Source organism: Gilliamella sp. B3127 (genome assembly GCF_026536935.1).
Classification (GTDB): domain Bacteria; phylum Pseudomonadota; class Gammaproteobacteria; order Enterobacterales; family Orbaceae; genus Gilliamella; species Gilliamella apicola_E.
On the sequence record NZ_JAFNNI010000001.1, the window covers coordinates 549,987 to 570,693 of the forward strand.

At 34.0% G+C, this 20,707-nt stretch carries 20 protein-coding genes, 1 tRNA gene, 1 pseudogene and 1 riboswitch; of the genes and pseudogenes, 12 read left to right on the forward strand and 10 right to left on the reverse strand.

Annotation, left to right across the window (positions count from 1 at the left end; all coding sequences use genetic code 11):
- Positions 1–40: 40 nt before the first annotated feature.
- The 4 genes and pseudogenes from potG to ribB all read left to right on the forward strand — a co-directional run bounded on the left by potG (position 41) and on the right by ribB (position 4,409).
- Entirely contained in the window at positions 41–1,177 is a 1,137-nt protein-coding gene (potG, locus tag J3U00_RS02420; RefSeq protein WP_081299544.1) for a putrescine ABC transporter ATP-binding subunit PotG, read from the forward strand.
- A gap of 324 nt (positions 1,178–1,501) precedes the next feature.
- A pseudogene (potH, locus tag J3U00_RS02425) lies at positions 1,502–2,374 on the forward strand (putrescine ABC transporter permease PotH); the annotation flags it as partial.
- A 243-nt stretch (positions 2,375–2,617) separates the two neighbouring features.
- Positions 2,618–3,376 carry an ABC transporter permease subunit gene (locus J3U00_RS02430; RefSeq protein WP_370632617.1) on the forward strand — a complete coding sequence of 253 codons (759 nt, stop codon included), beginning with the start codon at positions 2,618–2,620 and terminating at the stop codon, positions 3,374–3,376.
- Between the two features lie 109 nt (positions 3,377–3,485).
- Positions 3,486–3,624: riboswitch (FMN riboswitch) on the forward strand.
- Between the two features lie 146 nt (positions 3,625–3,770).
- On the forward strand, positions 3,771–4,409 hold the full coding sequence (gene ribB, locus J3U00_RS02435; RefSeq protein ID WP_267330229.1) for a 3,4-dihydroxy-2-butanone-4-phosphate synthase: 639 nt from the start codon (positions 3,771–3,773) through the stop codon (positions 4,407–4,409).
- Positions 4,410–4,451: 42 nt separating this feature from the next.
- On the opposite strand, the gene J3U00_RS02440 is transcribed toward ribB, so the two are convergent.
- The 3 genes from J3U00_RS02440 to J3U00_RS02450 are packed head-to-tail and all read right to left on the reverse strand — an operon-like array spanning position 4,452 to position 6,689.
- Positions 4,452–5,552: a M20 peptidase aminoacylase family protein gene (locus tag J3U00_RS02440; RefSeq protein WP_220224837.1), complete on the reverse strand. Its 1,101-nt coding sequence runs from the start codon at positions 5,550–5,552 to the stop codon at positions 4,452–4,454.
- 14 nt (positions 5,553–5,566) lie between these two features.
- Positions 5,567–6,040 carry a YjiG family protein gene (locus tag J3U00_RS02445; RefSeq protein WP_065563280.1) on the reverse strand — a complete coding sequence of 158 codons (474 nt, stop codon included), beginning with the start codon at positions 6,038–6,040 and terminating at the stop codon, positions 5,567–5,569.
- Entirely contained in the window at positions 6,033–6,689 is a 657-nt protein-coding gene (locus J3U00_RS02450) for a nucleoside recognition domain-containing protein (RefSeq protein WP_065734480.1), read from the reverse strand. Before J3U00_RS02450 ends, J3U00_RS02445 begins: the two co-directional genes overlap by 8 nt.
- A gap of 599 nt (positions 6,690–7,288) precedes the next feature.
- Between J3U00_RS02450 and J3U00_RS02455 the strand changes: the two genes are divergently transcribed.
- From J3U00_RS02455 to J3U00_RS02470, 4 genes are all read left to right on the forward strand, one after another.
- A complete protein-coding gene (locus tag J3U00_RS02455) occupies positions 7,289–7,612 on the forward strand; it encodes a DMT family transporter (RefSeq protein ID WP_065734479.1) in 324 nt (107 codons plus the stop codon).
- 23 nt (positions 7,613–7,635) lie between these two features.
- Complete coding sequence (locus J3U00_RS02460; protein WP_267331401.1) at positions 7,636–7,950, forward strand: DMT family transporter; 315 nt, start codon at positions 7,636–7,638, stop codon at positions 7,948–7,950.
- Between the two features lie 97 nt (positions 7,951–8,047).
- A tRNA-Lys gene (locus J3U00_RS02465) sits at positions 8,048–8,123 on the forward strand.
- Between the two features lie 930 nt (positions 8,124–9,053).
- Positions 9,054–9,386, forward strand: a complete 333-nt coding sequence (locus J3U00_RS02470; RefSeq protein ID WP_065563209.1) for a DMT family transporter — start codon at positions 9,054–9,056, stop codon at positions 9,384–9,386.
- Positions 9,387–9,536: 150 nt separating this feature from the next.
- Here the strand turns inward: J3U00_RS02470 and J3U00_RS02475 are convergent, their stop codons facing one another.
- Positions 9,537–10,139, reverse strand: a complete 603-nt coding sequence (locus J3U00_RS02475) for a peroxiredoxin C (protein ID WP_065563210.1) — start codon at positions 10,137–10,139, stop codon at positions 9,537–9,539.
- Positions 10,140–10,264: 125 nt separating this feature from the next.
- Entirely contained in the window at positions 10,265–11,575 is a 1,311-nt protein-coding gene (srmB, locus tag J3U00_RS02480; RefSeq protein ID WP_267331402.1) for an ATP-dependent RNA helicase SrmB, read from the reverse strand.
- Between the two features lie 243 nt (positions 11,576–11,818).
- Here srmB and trmA point away from each other — a divergent pair, with 243 nt between their 5' ends.
- The 3 genes from trmA to J3U00_RS02495 all read left to right on the forward strand — a co-directional run bounded on the left by trmA (position 11,819) and on the right by J3U00_RS02495 (position 15,347).
- Positions 11,819–12,919: a tRNA (uridine(54)-C5)-methyltransferase TrmA gene (gene trmA / locus J3U00_RS02485; RefSeq protein ID WP_267331403.1), complete on the forward strand. Its 1,101-nt coding sequence runs from the start codon at positions 11,819–11,821 to the stop codon at positions 12,917–12,919.
- A gap of 351 nt (positions 12,920–13,270) precedes the next feature.
- On the forward strand, positions 13,271–13,957 hold the full coding sequence (locus J3U00_RS02490; RefSeq protein ID WP_065563213.1) for a heavy metal response regulator transcription factor: 687 nt from the start codon (positions 13,271–13,273) through the stop codon (positions 13,955–13,957).
- Complete coding sequence (locus J3U00_RS02495) at positions 13,944–15,347, forward strand: heavy metal sensor histidine kinase (protein ID WP_267331404.1); 1,404 nt, start codon at positions 13,944–13,946, stop codon at positions 15,345–15,347. The genes J3U00_RS02490 and J3U00_RS02495 overlap by 14 nt, the downstream gene beginning before the upstream one ends.
- Here J3U00_RS02495 and J3U00_RS02500 read toward each other — a convergent pair.
- The 5 genes from J3U00_RS02500 to J3U00_RS02520 form a co-directional block, all read right to left on the reverse strand.
- The gene (locus tag J3U00_RS02500) at positions 15,340–15,540 is read right to left on the reverse strand and encodes a YaeP family protein (RefSeq protein WP_065734473.1); all 201 of its coding nucleotides are present in this window, start codon (positions 15,538–15,540) and stop codon (positions 15,340–15,342) included. The two genes, J3U00_RS02495 and J3U00_RS02500, sit on opposite strands and share 8 nt — an antisense overlap.
- Positions 15,541–15,577: 37 nt before the next feature.
- Positions 15,578–16,540, reverse strand: a complete 963-nt coding sequence (rfaC, locus tag J3U00_RS02505; protein ID WP_267331405.1) for a lipopolysaccharide heptosyltransferase RfaC — start codon at positions 16,538–16,540, stop codon at positions 15,578–15,580.
- A gap of 2 nt (positions 16,541–16,542) precedes the next feature.
- A complete protein-coding gene (gene rfaF / locus J3U00_RS02510; protein WP_220224830.1) occupies positions 16,543–17,583 on the reverse strand; it encodes an ADP-heptose--LPS heptosyltransferase RfaF in 1,041 nt (346 codons plus the stop codon).
- A gap of 11 nt (positions 17,584–17,594) precedes the next feature.
- Complete coding sequence (gene rfaD / locus J3U00_RS02515; RefSeq protein ID WP_065734467.1) at positions 17,595–18,521, reverse strand: ADP-glyceromanno-heptose 6-epimerase; 927 nt, start codon at positions 18,519–18,521, stop codon at positions 17,595–17,597.
- 118 nt (positions 18,522–18,639) lie between these two features.
- Positions 18,640–19,635 carry a KpsF/GutQ family sugar-phosphate isomerase gene (locus tag J3U00_RS02520; RefSeq protein WP_267331406.1) on the reverse strand — a complete coding sequence of 332 codons (996 nt, stop codon included), beginning with the start codon at positions 19,633–19,635 and terminating at the stop codon, positions 18,640–18,642.
- Between the two features lie 249 nt (positions 19,636–19,884).
- On the opposite strand from J3U00_RS02520, the gene J3U00_RS02525 reads away from it, so the two are divergent.
- Complete coding sequence (locus J3U00_RS02525; protein WP_267331407.1) at positions 19,885–20,649, forward strand: DeoR/GlpR family DNA-binding transcription regulator; 765 nt, start codon at positions 19,885–19,887, stop codon at positions 20,647–20,649.
- Positions 20,650–20,707 lie beyond the last annotated feature (58 nt).

The following is a 20,707-nucleotide window of genomic DNA, read 5'->3' on the forward strand; positions in this document are numbered from 1 at the left end:
CGTCTCGTTTTTTTTGGCTTGTTGTTATGAGGAAAAAAGTGTGAACGATAAAACAACAAATCAGGTACAGCCTAAAAAAAAGATGATAACTCCATTATTGGAGATCAAAAATTTAACTAAAGTTTTTAATGACGACTATTATGCCGTCGATGATGTAAATTTAACCATTTATGATGGGGAAATTTTTGCCTTATTAGGTGCATCGGGTAGTGGTAAATCGACCTTATTGCGTATGCTTGCAGGGTTTGAACAACCAACATCCGGACAAATTATTTTAGATGGTAAGGATTTATCGCAAGTTCCTCCTTACAATCGTCCAATTAATATGATGTTTCAATCGTATGCTCTTTTTCCTCACATGACGGTTGAGCAAAATATTGCTTTTGGTCTTAAACAAGATAGATTAGCTAAAAGCGACATTAAACAGCGTGTAGAAGAAATGTTAGCGCTTGTGCATATGGAGCAATTTGGTAAACGTAAACCTCATCAATTATCTGGTGGTCAAAGACAACGAGTTGCTTTAGCAAGAAGTCTAGCTAAAAGACCAAAACTTTTATTATTAGATGAACCGATGGGCGCTTTGGACAAACAACTTCGTGATCGTATGCAACTTGAAGTGGTTAGCATTTTAGAACAAGTTGGTGCGACCTGTGTAATGGTAACCCATGATCAGGAAGAAGCGATGACAATGGCAGGGCGCATCGCGATTATGAACAAAGGTCAATTTGTGCAAATTGGTGAGCCTGAAGAGATTTACGAGCACCCAAATAGTCGTTATAGCGCTGAGTTCATCGGTTCAGTAAATGTGTTTGATGGCATTTTACAAGAAACATTAGAAGATGGATTAATTATTAGTTGTCCTATGATTAAGCACTCTTTAAAAGTTGATTATGATTCACCAGCTGTCGAAGGTGTTCCAATTCAAGTTGCCTTAAGACCTGAAAAAATCAAACTCTGTGATGAAATTGCTGAGGATGCCTATAACGTTGCAACAGGTGAAGTTGTTGAAATTGCTTATTTAGGCGATCTTTCAATTTATCACGTAAAATTGCAAAGTGGTCAGATAATTATTGCACAGCTACAAAATGAACATCGCTATCGTAAAGGTATGCCTACTTGGGGTGATATTGTCAACCTTAGTTGGGAAATCGATAGTTGTGTTGTGCTTACTGAATAAACACAAGAGGATATATTGATGCGATCCATTATATGGGGTTTGTTATTAAATGCCTTGGTGTTACTCGGTATTTATTTACGTTTTGTAACAACAAATGCATTTGACAATCTTTTTTTAGATGCGTTATTTACATCAATGGTATTAAGCTTTTTATTATCATGTTTAGGTGCATATTTAGCGCATTATAAACCATCTAAATTTGCTTATCGATTGATAATAGCTGGTAGTATTTTATATATACCTGAATTAGTCGGTTTGGTTGCTATCTATTATGCTTATAAAAAGATGCGACATCAACGTGATGATTCCGACTTAATGACATTATATGGTCGTTTGTTAGTTATCGCGATTCCTTACTTTTGGATGCTGTTACTCTTTTTATTACCATTTTTAATCGTATTTAGAATCAGCTTTTCGGAAGTGGCGATAGCCGTTCCTCCTTATACTGAACTTTTTAGTTATGAAGATGGGCTGGTAAATATTGTTTTAAATTTTGGTAATTATCTTAATTTATTAGCTGATACTATTTATCTAGACTCCTATTTACAGTCATTGAAAGTGGCTGCAATTTCGACATTATTATGTATTTTGATTGGTTATCCATTAGCATGGGCTATATCGCAATGCAAACCATCTACTCGAAATATTTTATTATTGTTGATTATATTACCATCATGGACATCATTTTTAATTCGTGTTTATGCGTGGATTGGAATATTGAATCCTAATGGTTTGTTAAATCATTTCTTAATGTGGTTAGGTGTTATTGATCAACCGCTAATCATTATGAAAACTTATCTAGCTGTTTATATCGGTATTGTATATTCTTACTTACCATTTGTTGTGTTACCAATTTACACATCATTAAGTAAAGTCGATTCAACCCTAATTGAAGCAGCATTAGATTTAGGCTGTAAGCCAATCAAAACCTTCTTTAGGATTATCGTACCATTAACTAAAAATGGTGTTATTGCTGGAGCCATGTTGGTATTCATTCCGGCGGTTGGGGAATATGTAATCCCTGAACTGTTAGGGCCTTCAGATAGTCTAATGATTGGTACTCAGCTATGGGCTGAATTCTTTAATAATCACGATTGGCCAGCCGCATCAGCTGTCGCAACAGTGATGTTATTGATATTAATTGTCCCTATCTATTACTTTAACAAATTCCAAAACCGACAAATGGGGGGTAAATAAATGAATAATTTACCATTAATCGTGCGATCAGCATTGATTGTTTTTATCTCCGCATTCTTAGGTTCATTGGTGCTATCGGTTTTGATTTCAGCATCTGGTTTTACTTTATTAAGTAGTAGTAGCTTATATGTGGGATGTTTTGTCTTCAGTCTTATTTTGACAATTATTGTAACGATATCATTGCTAGGTAAATTTTTAAAAGGATTAATTCTATTATTAGTGTTTTCCTTTTTATATATACCGATGATCATCTTGATTGTTTATTCTTTCAATAGTTCAAGACTTGTAACTGTTTGGTCTGAATTTTCAACTAAATGGTATTTTGAATTGATCCATAATGAAGCCTTACTTAAAGCGGTAGGATTGAGCCTTTCTATTGCTGCGGGTGCTGCATCATTAGCAATCGTACTTGGTACCTTAGCTGCTTATGCCATAATACGATATAGACGATTCCGAGGTTCTAATTTGTTTTCGTTTATGACAACGGCACCACTAGTTATGCCAGATGTAATAACCGGCTTGGCATTACTATTGTTATTTGTTGGAATGGGACAAGTACTTGGTTGGCCAACACAAAGAGGTGCAATTACTATTTGGCTCGCTCATGCAACATTTTGTACCGCTTATGTGACAGTCGTTATTAGCGCAAGATTACGAGAGTTAGATAGGTCAATTGAAGAGGCGGCATTAGATTTGGGTGCTAATCCATTAAAGGTATTTTTCATTATAACGTTACCTATGATTGCTCCAGCTCTTGTATCTGGTTGGTTATTGGCATTTACTTTATCACTTGATGATGTGGTTATCGCTAATTTCGTGACAGGGCCAGGTGCGATGACGTTACCAAAACTGGTATTTTCTAAAGTCCGATTAGGGGTTGATCCTCAAGTTAATGCCTTAGCGACAATTATTTTATTAATTGTTGGTATTATTGGCTTCATTTCATGGCTTTGGATGCGTCGAGCTGAAAAACGGCATTTGCGTGAAATTCGAATGCATTAATTGCCTTATCAAAAATTGCCGCTTTATGCGGCAATTTATTTATCCTCATAAAATATACGTGTTTTTTTTATTGAATTATATTATAGTGTTTGATGTCAGTTCACTGACAAAAAATTCTCAGGGCGGGGCGTAATTCCCCACCGGTGGTATAGCCCACGAGCGCTTAATAAAATAGATTTTATTAAGGACAAGCAGATTTGGTGAGATTCCAAAGCCGACAGTTAAAGTCTGGATGAAAGAGAGTAGCTTATCTTTTCTATATTTGCGCTATAGCAAAATCACTATGGTCAAGCACTTGCCCTGATTCTGGTATTTAATATATTTATAACTTAATGAATTCAAATTAATTAAGAATAAATATAATTAGTTTAATAAAACAGGATAGGTATTTACCATGAATCAGTTTAACTTAAATGAATTCGGGACACCCATCGAGCGTGTCAAAAAAGCAATCGCTTCAATCAAAGCTGGATCTGGCGTATTAGTGCTAGATGATGAAGATCGCGAAAACGAAGGCGATATTATTTGGGCAGCACAAACAATTACAACACAACAAATGGCGCTAACGATTCGATATGGAAGTGGTATAGTTTGTCTATGTATGCCGCAATCCTATTGCGATAAATTAGAGTTGCCAATGATGGTTACTAACAACACCAGTAAAAACCAGACCGCTTTTACTATTACTATTGAAGCTGCGAAAGGCGTAACAACTGGTGTATCGGCTGCGGACAGAGTCACTACGGTAAAAGCTGCGGTTGCAGATAATGCAAAACCAAGTGATTTAAATCATCCAGGCCATGTTTTTCCATTAGTCGCAAAAGAGAATGGCGTCTTCAGTCGTCGAGGTCATACAGAAGCCTCTGTAGATTTAGTTTCATTAGCAGGCTTTAAACCAGCCGCTGTAATTTGTGAATTAACGAATGATGATGGAACCATGGCTAGAGCACCACAAGTTGTCGAATTTGCTAAAAAGCATCAGTTACCAGTAGTTACAATTGATGATATTGTGGCCTATCGTAAATCATTATAAGCCTTTCAAGAAACCGCCGAAATATTCGGCGGAATAATTTACTTAACCTAAAACTTTTAAAGCACAAGTTTTAGTGATTTTTACACCATTTTCTAATGCTGATGTATCAAAAGTCATATCTGGATGATGTAGACCTGGTGTTAAGTCAACACCCAATCCCCAAAAACCTGATTTTACATCTCTTTCACGAGGATAATTGAAAAAATCTTCTCCACCTGGGGTAAAAATAGGATCTTTTAATCCATCTTTGCCAAGCACATCTATAATAGATTCAGCAATAATTTTTGTGACTTCATCATCAATTTCAGCTGCTGGTATCTCTTTTGATACTTTGATATCAGCTTTAGCACCAATTGATGCAACGCTGAGTTCGATTGCTTTAAGTGTTTTTGCTTTTAAATCATCCATAGCAGGATTAGTTGGGGCTCTTAAATCCCAACAAACATAGGCCTCTGATGGAATAGCATTCGTTACACCCGCATCACATATACAACGCGTGGCTTTCACGCTATAAGTTAAGCTGGGCGCTAGGTGAATAGTATTCACAGCTTGAATTGCCATAGTTGCAGCATCTAATGCATTTACGCCTAAATGTGGTCTTGCACCATGAGCAGGAATACCATGGATATTTACTTCAACTGTCGTTGAGGCTGAATAAAACATGGCAGCTGATGCACAGCCTTTTGGGCATTCATCTTTAGGACGTACATGTAAGCCAATGATCATATCAACATCGTCAATAGCACCGCCTTCTATCATGGCTAAAGCACCTGAACCTAACTCTTCAGCAGGTTGAAAAATTAGCTTTAATTTTCCTTTTTTTATATTACCTTCTTTAATGAGTTCTTGGGCTGCAGTTAATAACATTGATGAGTGACCGTCATGTCCACAAGTGTGTCTCGCACAGTGTTCACCTTCAATGATATGACCTAGAGCATCCATATCAGCTCGTAATGCTAACACTGGACCGGGTTTTCCACTGTCAAATTCAGCAATAATTCCTGTGGTATTGTTAATGTTTCGTGTTACTTTATAGCCAGCAGCTTCAAGTTTATCCGCGATATAGGCTGAGGTTTTAAATTCTTCAAAACCCAACTCAGGAATTTGATGTAAATAGTGGTAATGTTCAAGTACATTAGACATAGATATCTCCTTTATCACACTATAAATCGCATGATGATCATCGCAATTAAAGCATTAACTATACTGTTAAGCATTAATAGTGGCCAATATTTTTTAGGTACATCAGCAACACCCAATAAACGTCCCATATATTGTAATTGTGAGCCCATTAAGAAAATAGCTGGTGCTAAGATCGTGATATCAACACCACTTAAAATACCGCCAGAAATTAAATTTACAGCAACACCCGTTCCTGCTGAAGCTGATAGCCAAGCGGTCAACAATACCGTTATAGCTTCACCCGGTAAACCAAATAGCCCCATAACGGGTGCAAATACTTCACCGATTAATTGCATCAAACCTAATCTTTTTAATATTTCCGTGATAACAAATGCCATAATAATGTTAGGCATTAAATTGTTTATTGCAATATTGAAACCTTTTCGAGCACCAATAACGAAAATATCTAATGGATTGTTAGTCTGTTTTTGATTGGTTGAGTTATTCATTGATAAAATCCTTTTTATAAACTGAATTTAAAATCATGCGTACTAAAATTGCACCAACGAATTTCAATACAATCATAATGACCAATGGTGTAAATATTGCGACAGTCATTGAAGCAAAAAGCGCAGAACCAATAGAAAAGTAGTTATTAATTAAGCCCGCTCCTGAATATTGCCAGGCGCTGATAATGATAAGATCTTTTTTACTGATCTGTTTTTCATCATACAACTCTTTAGTTAATACGGCTCCAGCGTCAGTACTTTGTAAATCAGTAATTAACGCAAGGCCAGTTTTACCAGGAACCCCTAAAATAGGTTTAAGAAGGGGAGTTAATAGTTTGTGAGCTGCACGAATTGTACCGTAATGGGTAAAAATTTCTAAAACACCTAACGCAAGCATAACTGTCGGTATTAGTGATAAGGCAAAAATAAAGCCGGCTCTGGCGCTATTTCCACCTTCACCAACAAAAGTATTTTTTTCAGGGTGAAGCATCGTACCAAATTTACCACTTAAGCTGGTAAAATCAAATGCACCTAACCAAGCTTTTCCATCCACGTTATAAAATAGCCCGGAAAAAAACAGTATGGCAACAACTAGTGACACATAGGCCTTTATTCCGACTTTAAACTCATTGTCCGATTTATTTGACATTGTCTATTCCTTTTTGATTTATCTGACTTATTTTCTAATATAAATATTAAATAAGTTACACTTAAAGTACTTGAATTATTTTGATTTAAAATGAATTAAAATACTAAGCGACGTATTCTATATTGATTTAATTGAAAAAAAACCCCTTTCCTCAACTTTTTTTTAAAATTAGATAGATTTTATTCGTCAATTACGCGTTGAGTAAGATTGATCATTTGCTGGGATTAAGGATAGGATCTAAGCTATATTAAGTTATCATTTTTGGTAATTGATTTAAGTTAAATGGATTAATTTTATTTCGGATTTTCTCTCAATTTTTGAGAAAGTTATTTAAAAGCATACAATTATCAATAATTCTAGGCTTGCCATTTTTCATCCGTCATTATAGAATTGTTAATAAATAGTAAGAAATAGCATTAAAGTGTTTCAGAAACTATCGATATTATATATAAGGTTGAACTGTTTCTCTGCATAAACATCATAATCTTTAGGTGGCAAATGTTTTAGTTTGCGAACCGTCTTTTGTTTTCATTAAGCACATTAATGAAATAATAAAATTAAGCAATATAAACAAAAAATAAAAAAATAATGAGGTCATTATGTACAGCAGGAATAAAGAGTGGGTATTTGTTGTTCTCACCTGCTTTTTTGAATTGTGTTGGGTATTTGGTTTTACTACTGCGAGCCAGTGGTGGCATTGGGTGATTGTTGTATTAGTCATTATTGTTGATTTTACGTTTTTAACTAATGCATGTAAGACTATTCCTACAGGTACTGTCTATGCAATATTTTCTGGTGTTGGCGCGATTGGCTCATTACTGATTGATATGGTTGTATTTGGCAAACAAATTAAACTGATTGAAATATTTTTTGTAGCTTTAATTATCATTGGTGTTGTGCAATTAAAACGAGCTGATAGCTAATTAACTAAAATTTGGATTGAGATATGGGATGGTTATTTATTTTAACTGCTGCAATTTTCGAAGTTATTGGCGCTATAGGTCTTAAGCTATACTCGCAACAAAAAAGCTTGTTGCGATTAATGTTTTATTGGGGCGGTTTTTTTGTTTCATTTATACTATTTTATTTTTCACTCAAGTATCTGGATTTAAGTATAGTTTATCCAGTGTGGGTAGGGCTAGGTACTTCGGGTGCGGTTTTGGCTAATATGCTCATCTTCAATGAACCGAAGAATTTCACTCGAATATTTGGTCTGAGTGTGATTATTATCGGTATCGTTGGTTTACATGTTACCATTTAGTTGTAAATGAGTTTTCATTCTGACAATTATATTAATTTGAGAATAGAGGATTTGCATTAGAATATAAAGTTATATAGAATATCCCAACTAACTAAATGGGTTGTTAGCTCAGTCGGTAGAGCAGTTGACTCTTAATCAATTGGTCGCGGGTTCGATCCCCTCACAACCCACCATTCACCAGATTCATCCAATACTATTATCCCACATCTTGGAAAATAATTATTGATTTATTAAGGCGTTACATATACTATTTCTCTTCTATGAAGTTGAATCATAGATTTGTTATGATTCTTAATAGCACGTTATAATTATTTAAGTATAGAAATTCCAAATGTTTTCACTAACTACAGGCCAAGTAATTCTAATTCTGTTAATAGTTGCACCGTTTTATTTTTGGTATATCTATTTACCAATTCTTCTCATAGGTATTCTTTTGCTTTGTTTCAATAGAAAGAAGCGAGAAAATGAGACAAATAGGTTTTATTATAAAGTTGGTAAATTTTTAATTGAATTTATCATTGTTAGCTTAATTATTTCATTATTAAGCATTTTGTGTTTACTTAATAGCTGAATATTTTTTGAGATGATGCTGATAAGATAAGAGTATTGAATGCTAATTGAAGTGCGGTATTTAATCGAACTTGAACAATTTTTTCAATGTTTGAGATTGAATCGACTACCGAAATCTTTTAATAGGGTATTTTTTATTTTATCAAAAATAGTGAGCAATTGTCGTGCTGATTAACATATTTAATCGTTTAGCGTAATTTATAAAAAGTTCTGAATCAAATGTATAAATCAATGAAAATTGATAATGACTTTAAGGGACTCATCACTCGAAAAGTAATATACTAAAAAGTAATCCGTTTTCTTTTAACTTTTTACTTTATTATTGAGGAGTGGTATATTACATCAAGGTGTTGAGTGGATAATAAACGTTATATGTTTAATAAGTATTTTTTTAATAGCTCTTTTCTGATCCCTCATACCCCTGCATTTATTCTATTTTTTCCTGAATTGTGTGTTTACTGAGTTTGTATAGATCACACTAAGATTTATGGCGAGTCTTCATTTTTTATTTCAACTAACTTATGAGTCATAATATGAATTCATATCTATTACTTTTTATTGCAATTATTTGTGAAGTGATTGCAACTTCTTCATTAAAACTTTCTAACGGTTTTACGCATTTAATGTATTCAATAATTACTATTATTGGTTATAGCGCGTCATTTTATGTTCTTTCGTTGGCCTTAAAAACAATTCCTGTCGGTATTGCTTATGCGATTTGGTCGGGTATCGGGATTATTATTATCAGTTTGATAGCTTGGATTTTTATGAAGCAATCTTTAGATCTAGCAGCATTAATTGGTATGGGCTTTATTATATTTGGTGTGGTTATTATTAACCTATTTTCAAATGTTAGCGGGCATTAATATAAACATATTGCGTTGATAATAACTTAAATACTATTTGAACGTTATCTGACTGTAGTTCGCGTTTGAACATAAAAAAACCGGAGTTGTTCTCCGGTTTGCGTTTTTCAAAATATTTCTGAGCTAATTATAATAGTTTGTTTGCTTAACTTAGATTTCATTAGCGTGTTGTTTTAAGTAGCTAGCAACGCCATTTGGATTTGCTTGCATACCTTGTTTTCCTTTTGTCCATTGTGCAGGGCAAACTTCGCCATGTTCTTCATGGAATTGGAAAGCATCAACAATACGTAGCATTTCATCAATGTTACGACCGATTGGTAAATCATTAATTGTTTCATGACGAACAACGCCTGATTTATCAATAAAAAATGATGCACGAAGAGCAACACCAGCTTCAGGATGTTCAACACCATAAGATTGCATAATGCTATGCTTTATATCAGCAACGATAGGGAATTTCACTTCTCCAATACCACCTTTATCTTGTGGTGTGTTACGCCATGCATTATGAACATATTCTGAGTCCATTGAGACACCAATTACTTCGACACCACGTTTTTTGAACTCTTCTAAACGGTGATCAAATGCAATAATTTCTGATGGGCATACAAAAGTGAAGTCCATAGGCCAGAAAAATACTACGGCATATTTACCTTTAATATGCTCAGCTAAATTAAAATTATTTACAATTTCGCCAGTACCTAGTACTGCCGCTGAAGTAAAATCTGGCGCTTTACGAGTGACTAATGTCATAAAATTTTTTCCTTGTGTAGCTAATGTATATACTGAATATGCGTTTTATTATATCAATCTTAGCCAATACGCCAAGTTGTTATCAGCAATTGATTTCATAAGTTTAACCTATGGTAAATAAATTATTATTCGGTTTTAATTATCGTTTTATTGGGTTTTCCCTTATTTTTAATGTCTCGGTGACGTTGTTTTAGCTTTTTCTTTTTAGTCTCTTCTTGCTTTTTAGCCGCATTTTTTTGTTTAGCTTTTTGCGAAGGTTTCTTTTTTGTTACTGGTTTAGGTGCTTTGGTTTTTGGGCGTAGTTCATCAATTGTTCTTAATTTGATAGGCTCACGAATATAACGTTCAATTTTTTGTAATAACTCATTATCGTGTGCCTCAATCAACATAATTGCTGTACCTTTTTTCCCTGCTCTAGCGGTTCGACCAATTCGATGTAAATAAACATCAGCCGTTTTAGGTGCATCAAAATTGATAACATGGGTGATATCGTTAATATCTATCCCTCTAGCAGCAACATCAGTTGCTACCAGTACGTTGACCGTGTTGTTATTCATCCGTTTGATGGCTTCGTTACGTTTGGTTTGAACCATTTCTCCTTCTAAATAACAACTATGAATTCCAGCTTGATGCAGCAGTGAAACCAATTCATGTACACGTTCACGTTTACGAACAAAGACGATAGTTTTTTTAACTTCTTTCTGCTTTAATAAGTGAGTTAACAATGCGACTTTATGTGTTAAATCATCAGCACGATAATAAAATTGTAAAATCTTCTTTCGTTCTTTTCGAGAAGGATCAGCATTGATTTCAACAGGTTCGTTAAGAATTCGATTAGCAAAACTATGTAAACCTTCACCTTCTAACGTTGCTGAAAATAATAATGTTTGTTTACGCCAGCGCGTTTCAGCTGAAATGGTTTCAACGTCTTGAGCAAACCCCATATCTAACATGCGATCGGCTTCATCCAAAATGAGCATTTCAACTGCACGACAATCAAAGTTTTCTTCTTTAATGTATTGTAATAGACGTCCGGTTGTTGCAATGACTATATCCTGATTTTTGCTGAAAACTTCGGCATGATTCATATAAGCAACTCCACCTGTAATCGTGGCTATACTCAAGTGTGTTGACTTGGTAAGTAGTTTTGCCTGTTCAGCTATTTGCATAGCTAATTCTCGAGTGGGGGTTAAGATTAATATTCTTGGAGGTCCAGGTTTTCGACGTGGAAAATCAAGCAGATGTTGTACCGCTGGAATTAAAAATGCCAATGTTTTACCGGTTCCTGTCGGGGCTGATCCTAAAACATCTTTACCGTCTAGGGCTACAGGGACAGTTTGTGCTTGTATTGCAGTGGGTTCGTTAATGTTTTGCGCTTGCAGATTTTCAATTAAAATTTCATCTAACTGTAAATCAGAGAAAGTTTGCGTTGTCATAGTGCTCTTCTAATCTATCATTTTGCCCCACATTATAACGGCAATCGCTATAACTACAATCTTTATCAGCAACCAATCATATTATATGAAAGTAAAAATTGTTTTAATTGCAGACGCTTTATTTGATAGGCAACTACTGGCGTATTAGCTTATCATAAGCTGGGGATTATGATAGAATTATGATTTTTAGAAATTATAAAATACTATTCACTCTTTATCAAAATTGATGGTCGAATTATAAATATGACAGAATCTTTTTCGAACGATAAATATAACCAGCAGTTACAAAATAAAATAACCAATTTAAAAACGATATTATCTGATTTTCAATTACCCGAGTTAGTGACTTATTCTTCACCTATTAGTCATTATCGAATGCGTGCTGAATTTAGAGTTTGGCATAATGGTGATGAGCTTTATCATATAATGTATGATAAGAAGAAAAGAGTCAGAATAGATAGTTTTCCTATTGCCTCAAAACTGATTAACAAGGCAATGCAGTCGATTTTACCTTTAATTCAATATAACGATAATTTGCGTCATAAGCTTTTTCAAATTGATTATTTCTCTACACTTAGTGGGCAGTTATTAATAACACTTTTGTATCATAAAAAATTAGGTGACGAATGGATAATTGCTGCTGAGCGTTTAAAACAACAATTAGCTGAACTAGGAATTAATGCTAATCTGGTTGGTCGAGCAAGTAATCAAAAAATTGCCATTGATGCTGATTATGTTGATGAGGTTTTACCAATATTTGATAAGACTTTTAAATATCGACAAGTTGAAAACAGTTTTACTCAACCTAATGCGGCTATCAATATAAAAATGTTGGAATGGGCTGTTTCGGTAACTAAAGAGTCGAAAGGTGATCTTCTAGAGTTTTATTGTGGTAACGGTAATTTCTCGATTGCATTGGCTCAAAATTTTAATAAAGTCTTAGCAACTGAGATTGCAAAAGCTTCAGTCTATTCAGCACAACATAATATCAAAATCAATAATATTAATAATTTAATTATTGTGAGATTATCTGCTGAGGAGTTTACTTCTGCCATTAGGAAAGAGAGGGATTTTAATCGATTAAATGGTATTAATTTAGATGATTATCATTGTCAAACTGTGTTGGTAGATCCTCCTCGAGCGGGATTAGACGATAAAACGATTAATATCATTCAAAGTTATGATCGAATTGTCTATATTTCATGTAATCCTTATACTTTAAAAGATAATTTGCAACAACTTACTCAAACGCATTATATAGAACATTTTGCTATGTTTGACCAATTTCCTTATACTGATCATATTGAAACAGGTATTGTATTACGTAAAAAGGAATATCAATAATATTCAAAAACGGTTAATCTGGTTTAAATAAGATAAATTTTATGCCAAATTAACTGTTTTATTCCAATTATTTCATATTAAGTGGTTTAAAAAGCAAAAAAAAACCCTAGATAAACTAGGGCTGCATTAAATTGCAAGGAATGGATGAAAGGAAATAAAACAATGAAACAATACTGTCTAGCCTCATGAATCATTGTGGTGCTACTATAGCAAACCTAAACAGACGTTTTAATGACTGAAAGATTACAAAATAGTCACTTAAATGTCATGATGTCATTTGACTTCCTAATATATCCTATAACTGCATTATGCAATTTCGATAACCTGATAAAACATTAAGGAATATTCAATATGAAATTGTTAGTTGTTGAAGATGAACAAAAAACCGGTGAATATCTTCGTCAAGGTTTAGTTGAATCAGGATTTATTGTAGATCTTACTGATAACGGACTCGATGGTTATCATCGAGCAATGACTGAAGATTATGATCTGATTATTCTTGATGTAATGCTACCTGATATTGTGGGTTGGAAAATTGTACAGTCTTTGCGTGAAGCAGGGAAAGATACTCAAATTATTTTACTTACTGCAATGGGAAGTGTTGAAGATAAAGTGAAAGGACTCAATTTAGGCGCAGACGACTATTTAGTTAAACCTTTTTCTTTCGCTGAATTGTTAGCAAGAATTAAATCTTTATTAAGACGAAACGTTCCACAAGTTAATAATTATCAATTAAGCATTGCTGATTTAATTATGGACTTACCTAAACGAACAGTAACCCGAGGTGATAAAAGAATTGATTTAACGAATAAAGAATTTTTATTACTAGAATATTTTTTACGTTACCCTGGAGAAGTTTTACCAAGATCACTTATTGCCTCACAAGTATGGGATATGAATTTTGACAGCGATACCAATGTAATTGATGTAGCAATTAGGCGATTGAGGAATAAAATCGATGCCGATTTTGAACCTAAATTAATTCATACAGTCCGTGGAATGGGATATAAATTAGATGTCTTGGATGAAGCAGAGTAACATCATATCGTTTCGTATACCACTTATCGTATGCCTGCTAACCTGTGGGCTACTTTATTGTTTTAGCTACCTTATTGAACATACATTTGAAAAAATTTCAATTCAGCAAAATGTTTCTGAATTGAATTCAGTTATTACCTCAATCGAACATGAACTTACCTATTATTCACCCGATGAAAATCGAGATGAATTCTTTCAAAATCTATTACTTATCCTAACAGGTCATCATCATCTATTTGTTTATATCATTGATGATTCAGGAAAAATTGTGTATCGCACTCGTGGTCCTAATTTATCTATTGCTTTATCACAAGAAGATTTTGAACGATTGATTACCGAAAATAGTACGGCGATTTGGAATATCGATAAATCATCTTATCGCATCGGTGCTTCCAGAGTTCTACTGGATGAAGGACGTCAATATACGACAATAGTTGCAGTAGCGCGTAATTTACAGCTTGAATTTATAAATCGATTGAGAAATGGATTAGGTTTACTAATTGCTATTTCTTGTGTGTTAGCATTGATTGGATCGTTAATTTCCATTTATTACACACAAAAACCAATTAATCGTTTAATTAAAAAAATTGAACGAATTAATATGAAAAGCTTAAATTATCGTATTTCAACAGCTTCGGTTCCTGTAAAATATGTGAGTTTGGTTAAGGCATTTAATAATATGCTTCATCGAATGGAAGATGTTTTTGAACGACAACGCAATTTTACCGCAGATATTGCCCATGAAATGCGAACACCAATCACAAATCTAACGACACAAACGCAAATTGTTTTAAATAATGCGCGCTCTACAGAAGAGTACCGAGAAATTTTATATTCTAATTTAGAAGAGTATGAAAAAATGTCTCAGATGATATCGGATATGCTTTTTTTAGCACAAGCCGATAATCATCAGCTAGTACCTAATCTTATCGATATAGATTTACATTCGATGATTAGTTTAATGTGTGAATATTTTGAACCTTTGACTGATGAGAAAAATATTACTTTTGCACTTGAAGGTAATTGTTCTCATATTCAAGGTGATAAAATGATGTTAGGGCGGGCGATAAGTAATATCATCTCTAATGCGATTCGTTATACCCCTGAAAATCAAACAATTAAGATTAAATTGGGTCAACTTACACAAAAACGAATTCAAATTATCATCTCTAACCCTGGTAAAAAGATTGAAAGTCGTCATTTACCTCATCTTTTTGACCGCTTTTATCGAGTTGATGAATCGCGTCATCGAAATAACAAAGATAGCTCAGGTACCGGAATTGGTTTGGCTATTGTAAAATCGATTATCGATACACATAAAGGTCATATTTATGTTGAATCAGATGATCTGTCTACACGTTTTATAATCAATCTTCCGACCGTTATTTAACATCATAATCACTTATTAAGAGATTAGCTGCAGCGTATGCGGCTTTTTCTCTTAGATCTTGCGGTACTAGTTGATTATCGACTACTTCATTAAGTACCATCATTACTGCACCTAACGCATCTTCAATATAACCTAAATCATTACTGCCAATTTGAGCATATCTTTCACGAATTAGCTCATGATATTTGTTCATATTATTATCTTCCTATTTATTGAAACTCAAATACAATTTAAATAAACGCAGTTAACATTTGATAAACTTCATTGGATGTGATTGATTGCATCGTTTTATCTTTTGAAATGATGCTGTGTTGGTTTTTGCCATATCCTCCAATTAGGTTTGGATCGGTTTTTCCAAATAAAGTTATATTAGGACGATCTAGTGCCGCTGTTAAATGGCTTAATCCTGTATCTACTGACACTACAGCTTTTGAACCCGCAATAACCGTTGCGATTTCGTTAAGAGAAAGCTTTGGTAATACTTCAACGTGATTAAATCCTTGTGCTAAGCGTAAAGCCCGTTCTTGCTCATGAGGAGCTCCCCATGGTAGTTTAATCCTTAGTCCTGTTGGTTGAATTAATTTAATTAATTCTCGCCATGCTTCTTCTGTCCAATGCTTTTCTTCGCGAGTAGTAGCATGAAGGAATACTAAATATTTCTGGTTATCATCAGGTAATGCAGTTAAGAAATGACGAGCAATAGCATAATCACCGATTGAATCAGGTTGCAAATAATTAAGACTTTTAGCAAACAGCATCCGAACACGTTCTATGGCATGCATCTGTTTAGGGACATGATGTTTAACATCATAAAACCAACTAGCGATGGGTTCTTTGATGCTTTGTCGATCTAAGCCATGCTTAATACCTCGCGCTTTACGAGTAATTAAAAATGCGCTTTTTATTAAACCTTGAGCATCAATGATGCAATCATACTGTTGTCGTCTTAAATGTTCTATAAATTGGTGGCGTTCTTGACGAACCGTTTTAGCAAACCAGTTTTTTCGCCAACGCCTTATTGCAACTGGGATAACTTCATCTACAGCAAAATGCCAACTTGGAATCTGTGAAAAGTTTTCTTCAACTACCCAATCAAATGTAATATTTGGTAGATTGTTGGCGGCATCTGTTAAAGCCGGTAAAGTATGCAACACATCACCCATTGATGAAGTTTTAACAACCAATACACGCATAATTAATTACTCTTTTCACAGCGAACGATAAGTTTCATCAATGTTTCAAAAACATGATCGGGTTTTATATCAATTAGACTTTGATGATAACCTTGCTCACTATCACCTTTACGAACTCGGTGGTAGCCAGTAATGAGTCTAATGACTTCAGCTTTATTTGATAATGGGGGAGTAAAATCAGGGCTACTTGGTCCATAAAGTGCAACTAAAGGCTTATCAAGTGCAGCTGCAACATGCATTAAGCCTGAATCATTAGTGACAATTGCTTTACATGCCGCAATCAAGTTGATCGCTTGTTCTAATTTTGTTTGGCCAGCAAGATTAATACACTGATCACCATGCGCCATTTTGGCAATAATCTGTTCTCCAACAGCTTTATCTTTTTCTGAACCAAAGATAATAATTTTAGCATGTTGTTTTACTATCAAATCAGCCAATGCAGCATAGTGATAATCAGGCCAACGTTTAGCAGGGCCAAATTCAGCGCCAGGACAAAATCCAATTAAAGGAACATCTGTAGGAATATTAAAGTTTGATAATGCTTGCTCAACCTCATCCTTTTCAACACTCAGTTTTGGCCATAAAATTGGTTGAGGAATATCTTTTGCTGAATGGATATCTTGTTTAGGGTAGGCAAGGGCGACATAACGTTCGACCATTAATGGAAAAGCTTTTTTATCAAGTATGCGCATATCATTTAATAAACCATAACGCATCTCACCCTTCCAGCCAGTGCGTTTAGGAATTTTAGCAAAGAAAGGAATCAGTGCTGATTTAAATGAGTTAGGTAAAATGATTGCTTGGTCGTATTGACGTAATTCTTTTCCTAGCTGGTAACGTTTAGTTAATGCAAACTCCCCATGATTAATTGGCATAGCAATTGATTGATTGACTTCAGGCATTTTATTCAATAAAGCACGGCACCAAGCTGGTGCCATTACATCAATTTCAATACTTGGCTCTAGATGCTTTAAAGTGCGATATAAACTTTGTGACATCATCATGTCACCAACCCAAGATGGACCAATAATCAGGGTTTTCATTGTAGTTCCTCTTATTGCTCGTTTAACCATTTCATATATTCAGTTGTACCTTGTGCAACTGTTTTAAACTCAATTGGACATCCTGTTTTTCTAAATTTAGTCAAATCAGCTTGAGTAAAGCTTTGGTAACGTCCTTTCAGGTGATCTGGGAAAGGAATATAATCAATTTCACCTTTTTGATGATAATTTAAAACGGCATCAGCTACTGATTGGAAAGATTCAGCTCGCCCAGTTCCACAATTAAAGATGCCAGAAACATTATTTTTCCAGAACCATAAGTTTACCTCAACGACATCTCCAACATAAATAAAATCACGTCTAAAATTATCACTTCCAGTAAATAATTTAGGTTTTTCCCCTTTATTGATTTGTTCATTTAAATGGAATGCGACGCTAGCCATGCTACCTTTATGGTTTTCCCGTGGACCATAAACATTAAAATAACGAAATCCACAAATTTGTGAATTTGCTTGTGGTAATATTTCACGGACATATTGGTCGAATAAGAATTTTGAATAACCATAAACATTTAATGGTTTTTCATAGGAACGCTCTTCAATAAAATTATCGCTCCGACCACCATAAGTGGCAGCTGAGGATGCATATAAAAAAGGAATATCAAAATCTAAACAATAATGGAGCAAATCCTTAGAATAATTATAATTATTTTCCATCATAAATTTGCCATCCCATTCTGTTGTGGATGAACAAGCACCTTGATGGAAAATAACTTCAATATCAAGATTTTCGCCAGATATTATTTCTGCTATAAATTCATCTTTATCCATATAATCAGCAATATCTAAATCGGCTAAATTTGAAAATTTAGTACCATCAGTTAAATCATCTACCACTAAAATATCTTTGTGCCCTAGATCATTTAATCCTTTAACGATATTACTTCCAATAAACCCAGCACCGCCAGTAACAACAATCATAATCACAACCTTTAACTAGTAAAAATAATATAATAACGATTTATTGGCAAATTTTCGAGTATTCATTTCTACAACTTAGTTTTGTTGCTAATGAATTTATGATAAAAAATGACACGATTTAATGGTATATATCAGTTATGTGAATCATACCTATGAATTTTTCATTAACATCAAGTACCGGTAAAACTGTTATTGGTCTTGGCTTGTGTTGTTCCATTATATTTAAAGCATCTGAAACTGTTTGGTTTTGTTCAACTGTTACAGGAGTTGATATCATCAACTGAGTAACATTGATATTTAATAAATCTGGATAAGTCTTTAGCTGTCTTCGAATATCGCCATCAGTGATTATACCAAGTAATGCATTTTCCTTATTTACTATTGCAACTGCACCTATTCCAGAATTAGTCATCACAAAAATGGCATCAGAAATAGATTTTTCAGCAGTAATCGATATCTGTCTATTATGTTTTTCTACCAATTGCTTAACAGTCATTAAACGAATTTGCCCTAAACTTCCGCCTGGGTGATAAAAAGCAAAATCATTTTTGGTAAATTTTTTAGCGTTCATAACTGAAATTGCTAAAGCATCACTTAATGCTAATTGGACAGTAGTACTTGTAGTTGGCGCTAAATTTAATGGGCATGCTTCATTAGTTATATGCGCATCTAAATTATATGTTGCAAATCGGGCTAACGTCGATGAAGGATTACCACAAATTGAAATTAGTGGAATGTTAATTTTTTGTATGGTGGATAAGATATTAAGAATCTCGGCGGTTTCTCCGCTATTTGATATCGCAATAATGGTGTCAAATTTAGTAAGGCTACCTAAGTCACCATGGATTGCTTCAGCTGGATGTAAATAAAATGATGGTGTTCCAGTACTCATAAATGTAGCTGAAAGCTTACGAGCAATATATCCTGGCTTTCCCATTCCAGTTACGATAACTCTTCCTGACGTATTCAAAATTAACTCGACAGCATTAAAGAAACTTTCGTTGATGGTATCAACAATATCCTCTATTGCAGCTGCTTCTTGTTTTAAAACTTGTTTCGCCATTTTTAAAGTTTCACTTTTAAGTGTCAAAAGGTTCGCAGATTTTGTGGTCATATCTCAATTATCCTTATTTATAAATTGATTTAATTGAATTAATTCTGTCAACAACGAATTAAACTTGTTTAGAAATTGTACTAATAAAATGAAAAATAATTTTGATGATTCACAAAATACTTACGATGAAAAAGTGAAAGTTTGATTGGGATCACAATTGTTAAACTTGGTTGTGAAAGTGTTAAAAGATTAACATTTTGTGAATTATTTTATTACTACAATGCCCTCAAATTAATTGAGAAATTAACTATGAAACAAGAATTACCGAGATACAAAAGAATTTTAGAGTACTTAGATGAATATGATGTTGCCAATATCAATTCATTATCTAAGCTTTTTTCCGTTTCGCATATGAGTATTAGGCGTGATTTAAAGCTTTTGCAAGAAAAAGGCCTAATAAAAGTATCTTATGGTGGTGAAATAAAGAGAAGTTTTTTAAATGGTACCCCTCTATATAACATCAAGCAAAATCGATTTTCAGAAGGAAAAAAGAAGGTAGGTAAAATTGCAACAGGATTATTGCAACCAGGAATGGTGATCTTTATTGATGCAGGCACAACAATGCGAGAATTTGCATTGAACATCAATGTTCCTATTACAGTTATTACTCCAGATTTACACGTTGCTCTTGAATTATCTTCTCATCCAGAAGTGAATACCATTATTTGTCCTGGTGAAATACAAGCGTCTAGTGCAGCCATTTATAACTCACAATCAATGAAGTATCTATCTGAACAGGTTATCGATTTGGCATTTATTGGCGCTGATGGTTTTAATCTTGAAGATGGCGCATTAACGACATCTCAAATTAAAGCTGACTGTAAATGGATGGCCTTAACCCGATCTATTCAATCTGTTTTGCTTGTTGACAGCAGTAAATTTGGACTTAGATGTCGATTTAAAATCTGCGATTTGAGTCGCTTTAATTACCTTATAACTGAAAAGCAATTTCCGAGTAATTTTGAAAAGCAATTATTAAAACAGGATATTAAATATATGTTTGAAGTCGTGTAACAAACTACCTAATGGTAGATGTATAAAAAGTTCATTAACTGAACTTAATTTTTGAGAG

Coding starts and splice junctions, on each gene's coding strand:
- J3U00_RS02430 (WP_370632617.1), top strand. CDS start 2,618: ATGATCATCTTGATTGTTTATTCTTTCAATAGTTCAAGACTTGTAACT.
- ribB (WP_267330229.1), top strand. CDS start 3,771: ATGAATCAGTTTAACTTAAATGAATTCGGGACACCCATCGAGCGTGTC.
- J3U00_RS02440 (WP_220224837.1), bottom strand. CDS start 5,552: ATGTCTAATGTACTTGAACATTACCACTATTTACATCAAATTCCTGAG.
- J3U00_RS02445 (WP_065563280.1), bottom strand. CDS start 6,040: ATGAATAACTCAACCAATCAAAAACAGACTAACAATCCATTAGATATT.
- J3U00_RS02450 (WP_065734480.1), bottom strand. CDS start 6,689: ATGTCAAATAAATCGGACAATGAGTTTAAAGTCGGAATAAAGGCCTAT.
- J3U00_RS02455 (WP_065734479.1), top strand. CDS start 7,289: ATGTACAGCAGGAATAAAGAGTGGGTATTTGTTGTTCTCACCTGCTTT.
- J3U00_RS02460 (WP_267331401.1), top strand. CDS start 7,636: ATGGGATGGTTATTTATTTTAACTGCTGCAATTTTCGAAGTTATTGGC.
- J3U00_RS02470 (WP_065563209.1), top strand. CDS start 9,054: ATGAATTCATATCTATTACTTTTTATTGCAATTATTTGTGAAGTGATT.
- J3U00_RS02475 (WP_065563210.1), bottom strand. CDS start 10,139: ATGACATTAGTCACTCGTAAAGCGCCAGATTTTACTTCAGCGGCAGTA.
- srmB (WP_267331402.1), bottom strand. CDS start 11,575: ATGACAACGCAAACTTTCTCTGATTTACAGTTAGATGAAATTTTAATT.
- trmA (WP_267331403.1), top strand. CDS start 11,819: ATGACAGAATCTTTTTCGAACGATAAATATAACCAGCAGTTACAAAAT.
- J3U00_RS02490 (WP_065563213.1), top strand. CDS start 13,271: ATGAAATTGTTAGTTGTTGAAGATGAACAAAAAACCGGTGAATATCTT.
- J3U00_RS02495 (WP_267331404.1), top strand. CDS start 13,944: ATGAAGCAGAGTAACATCATATCGTTTCGTATACCACTTATCGTATGC.
- J3U00_RS02500 (WP_065734473.1), bottom strand. CDS start 15,540: ATGAACAAATATCATGAGCTAATTCGTGAAAGATATGCTCAAATTGGC.
- rfaC (WP_267331405.1), bottom strand. CDS start 16,540: ATGCGTGTATTGGTTGTTAAAACTTCATCAATGGGTGATGTGTTGCAT.
- rfaF (WP_220224830.1), bottom strand. CDS start 17,583: ATGAAAACCCTGATTATTGGTCCATCTTGGGTTGGTGACATGATGATG.
- rfaD (WP_065734467.1), bottom strand. CDS start 18,521: ATGATTGTTGTTACTGGCGGTGCTGGGTTTATTGGAAGTAATATCGTT.
- J3U00_RS02520 (WP_267331406.1), bottom strand. CDS start 19,635: ATGACCACAAAATCTGCGAACCTTTTGACACTTAAAAGTGAAACTTTA.
- J3U00_RS02525 (WP_267331407.1), top strand. CDS start 19,885: ATGAAACAAGAATTACCGAGATACAAAAGAATTTTAGAGTACTTAGAT.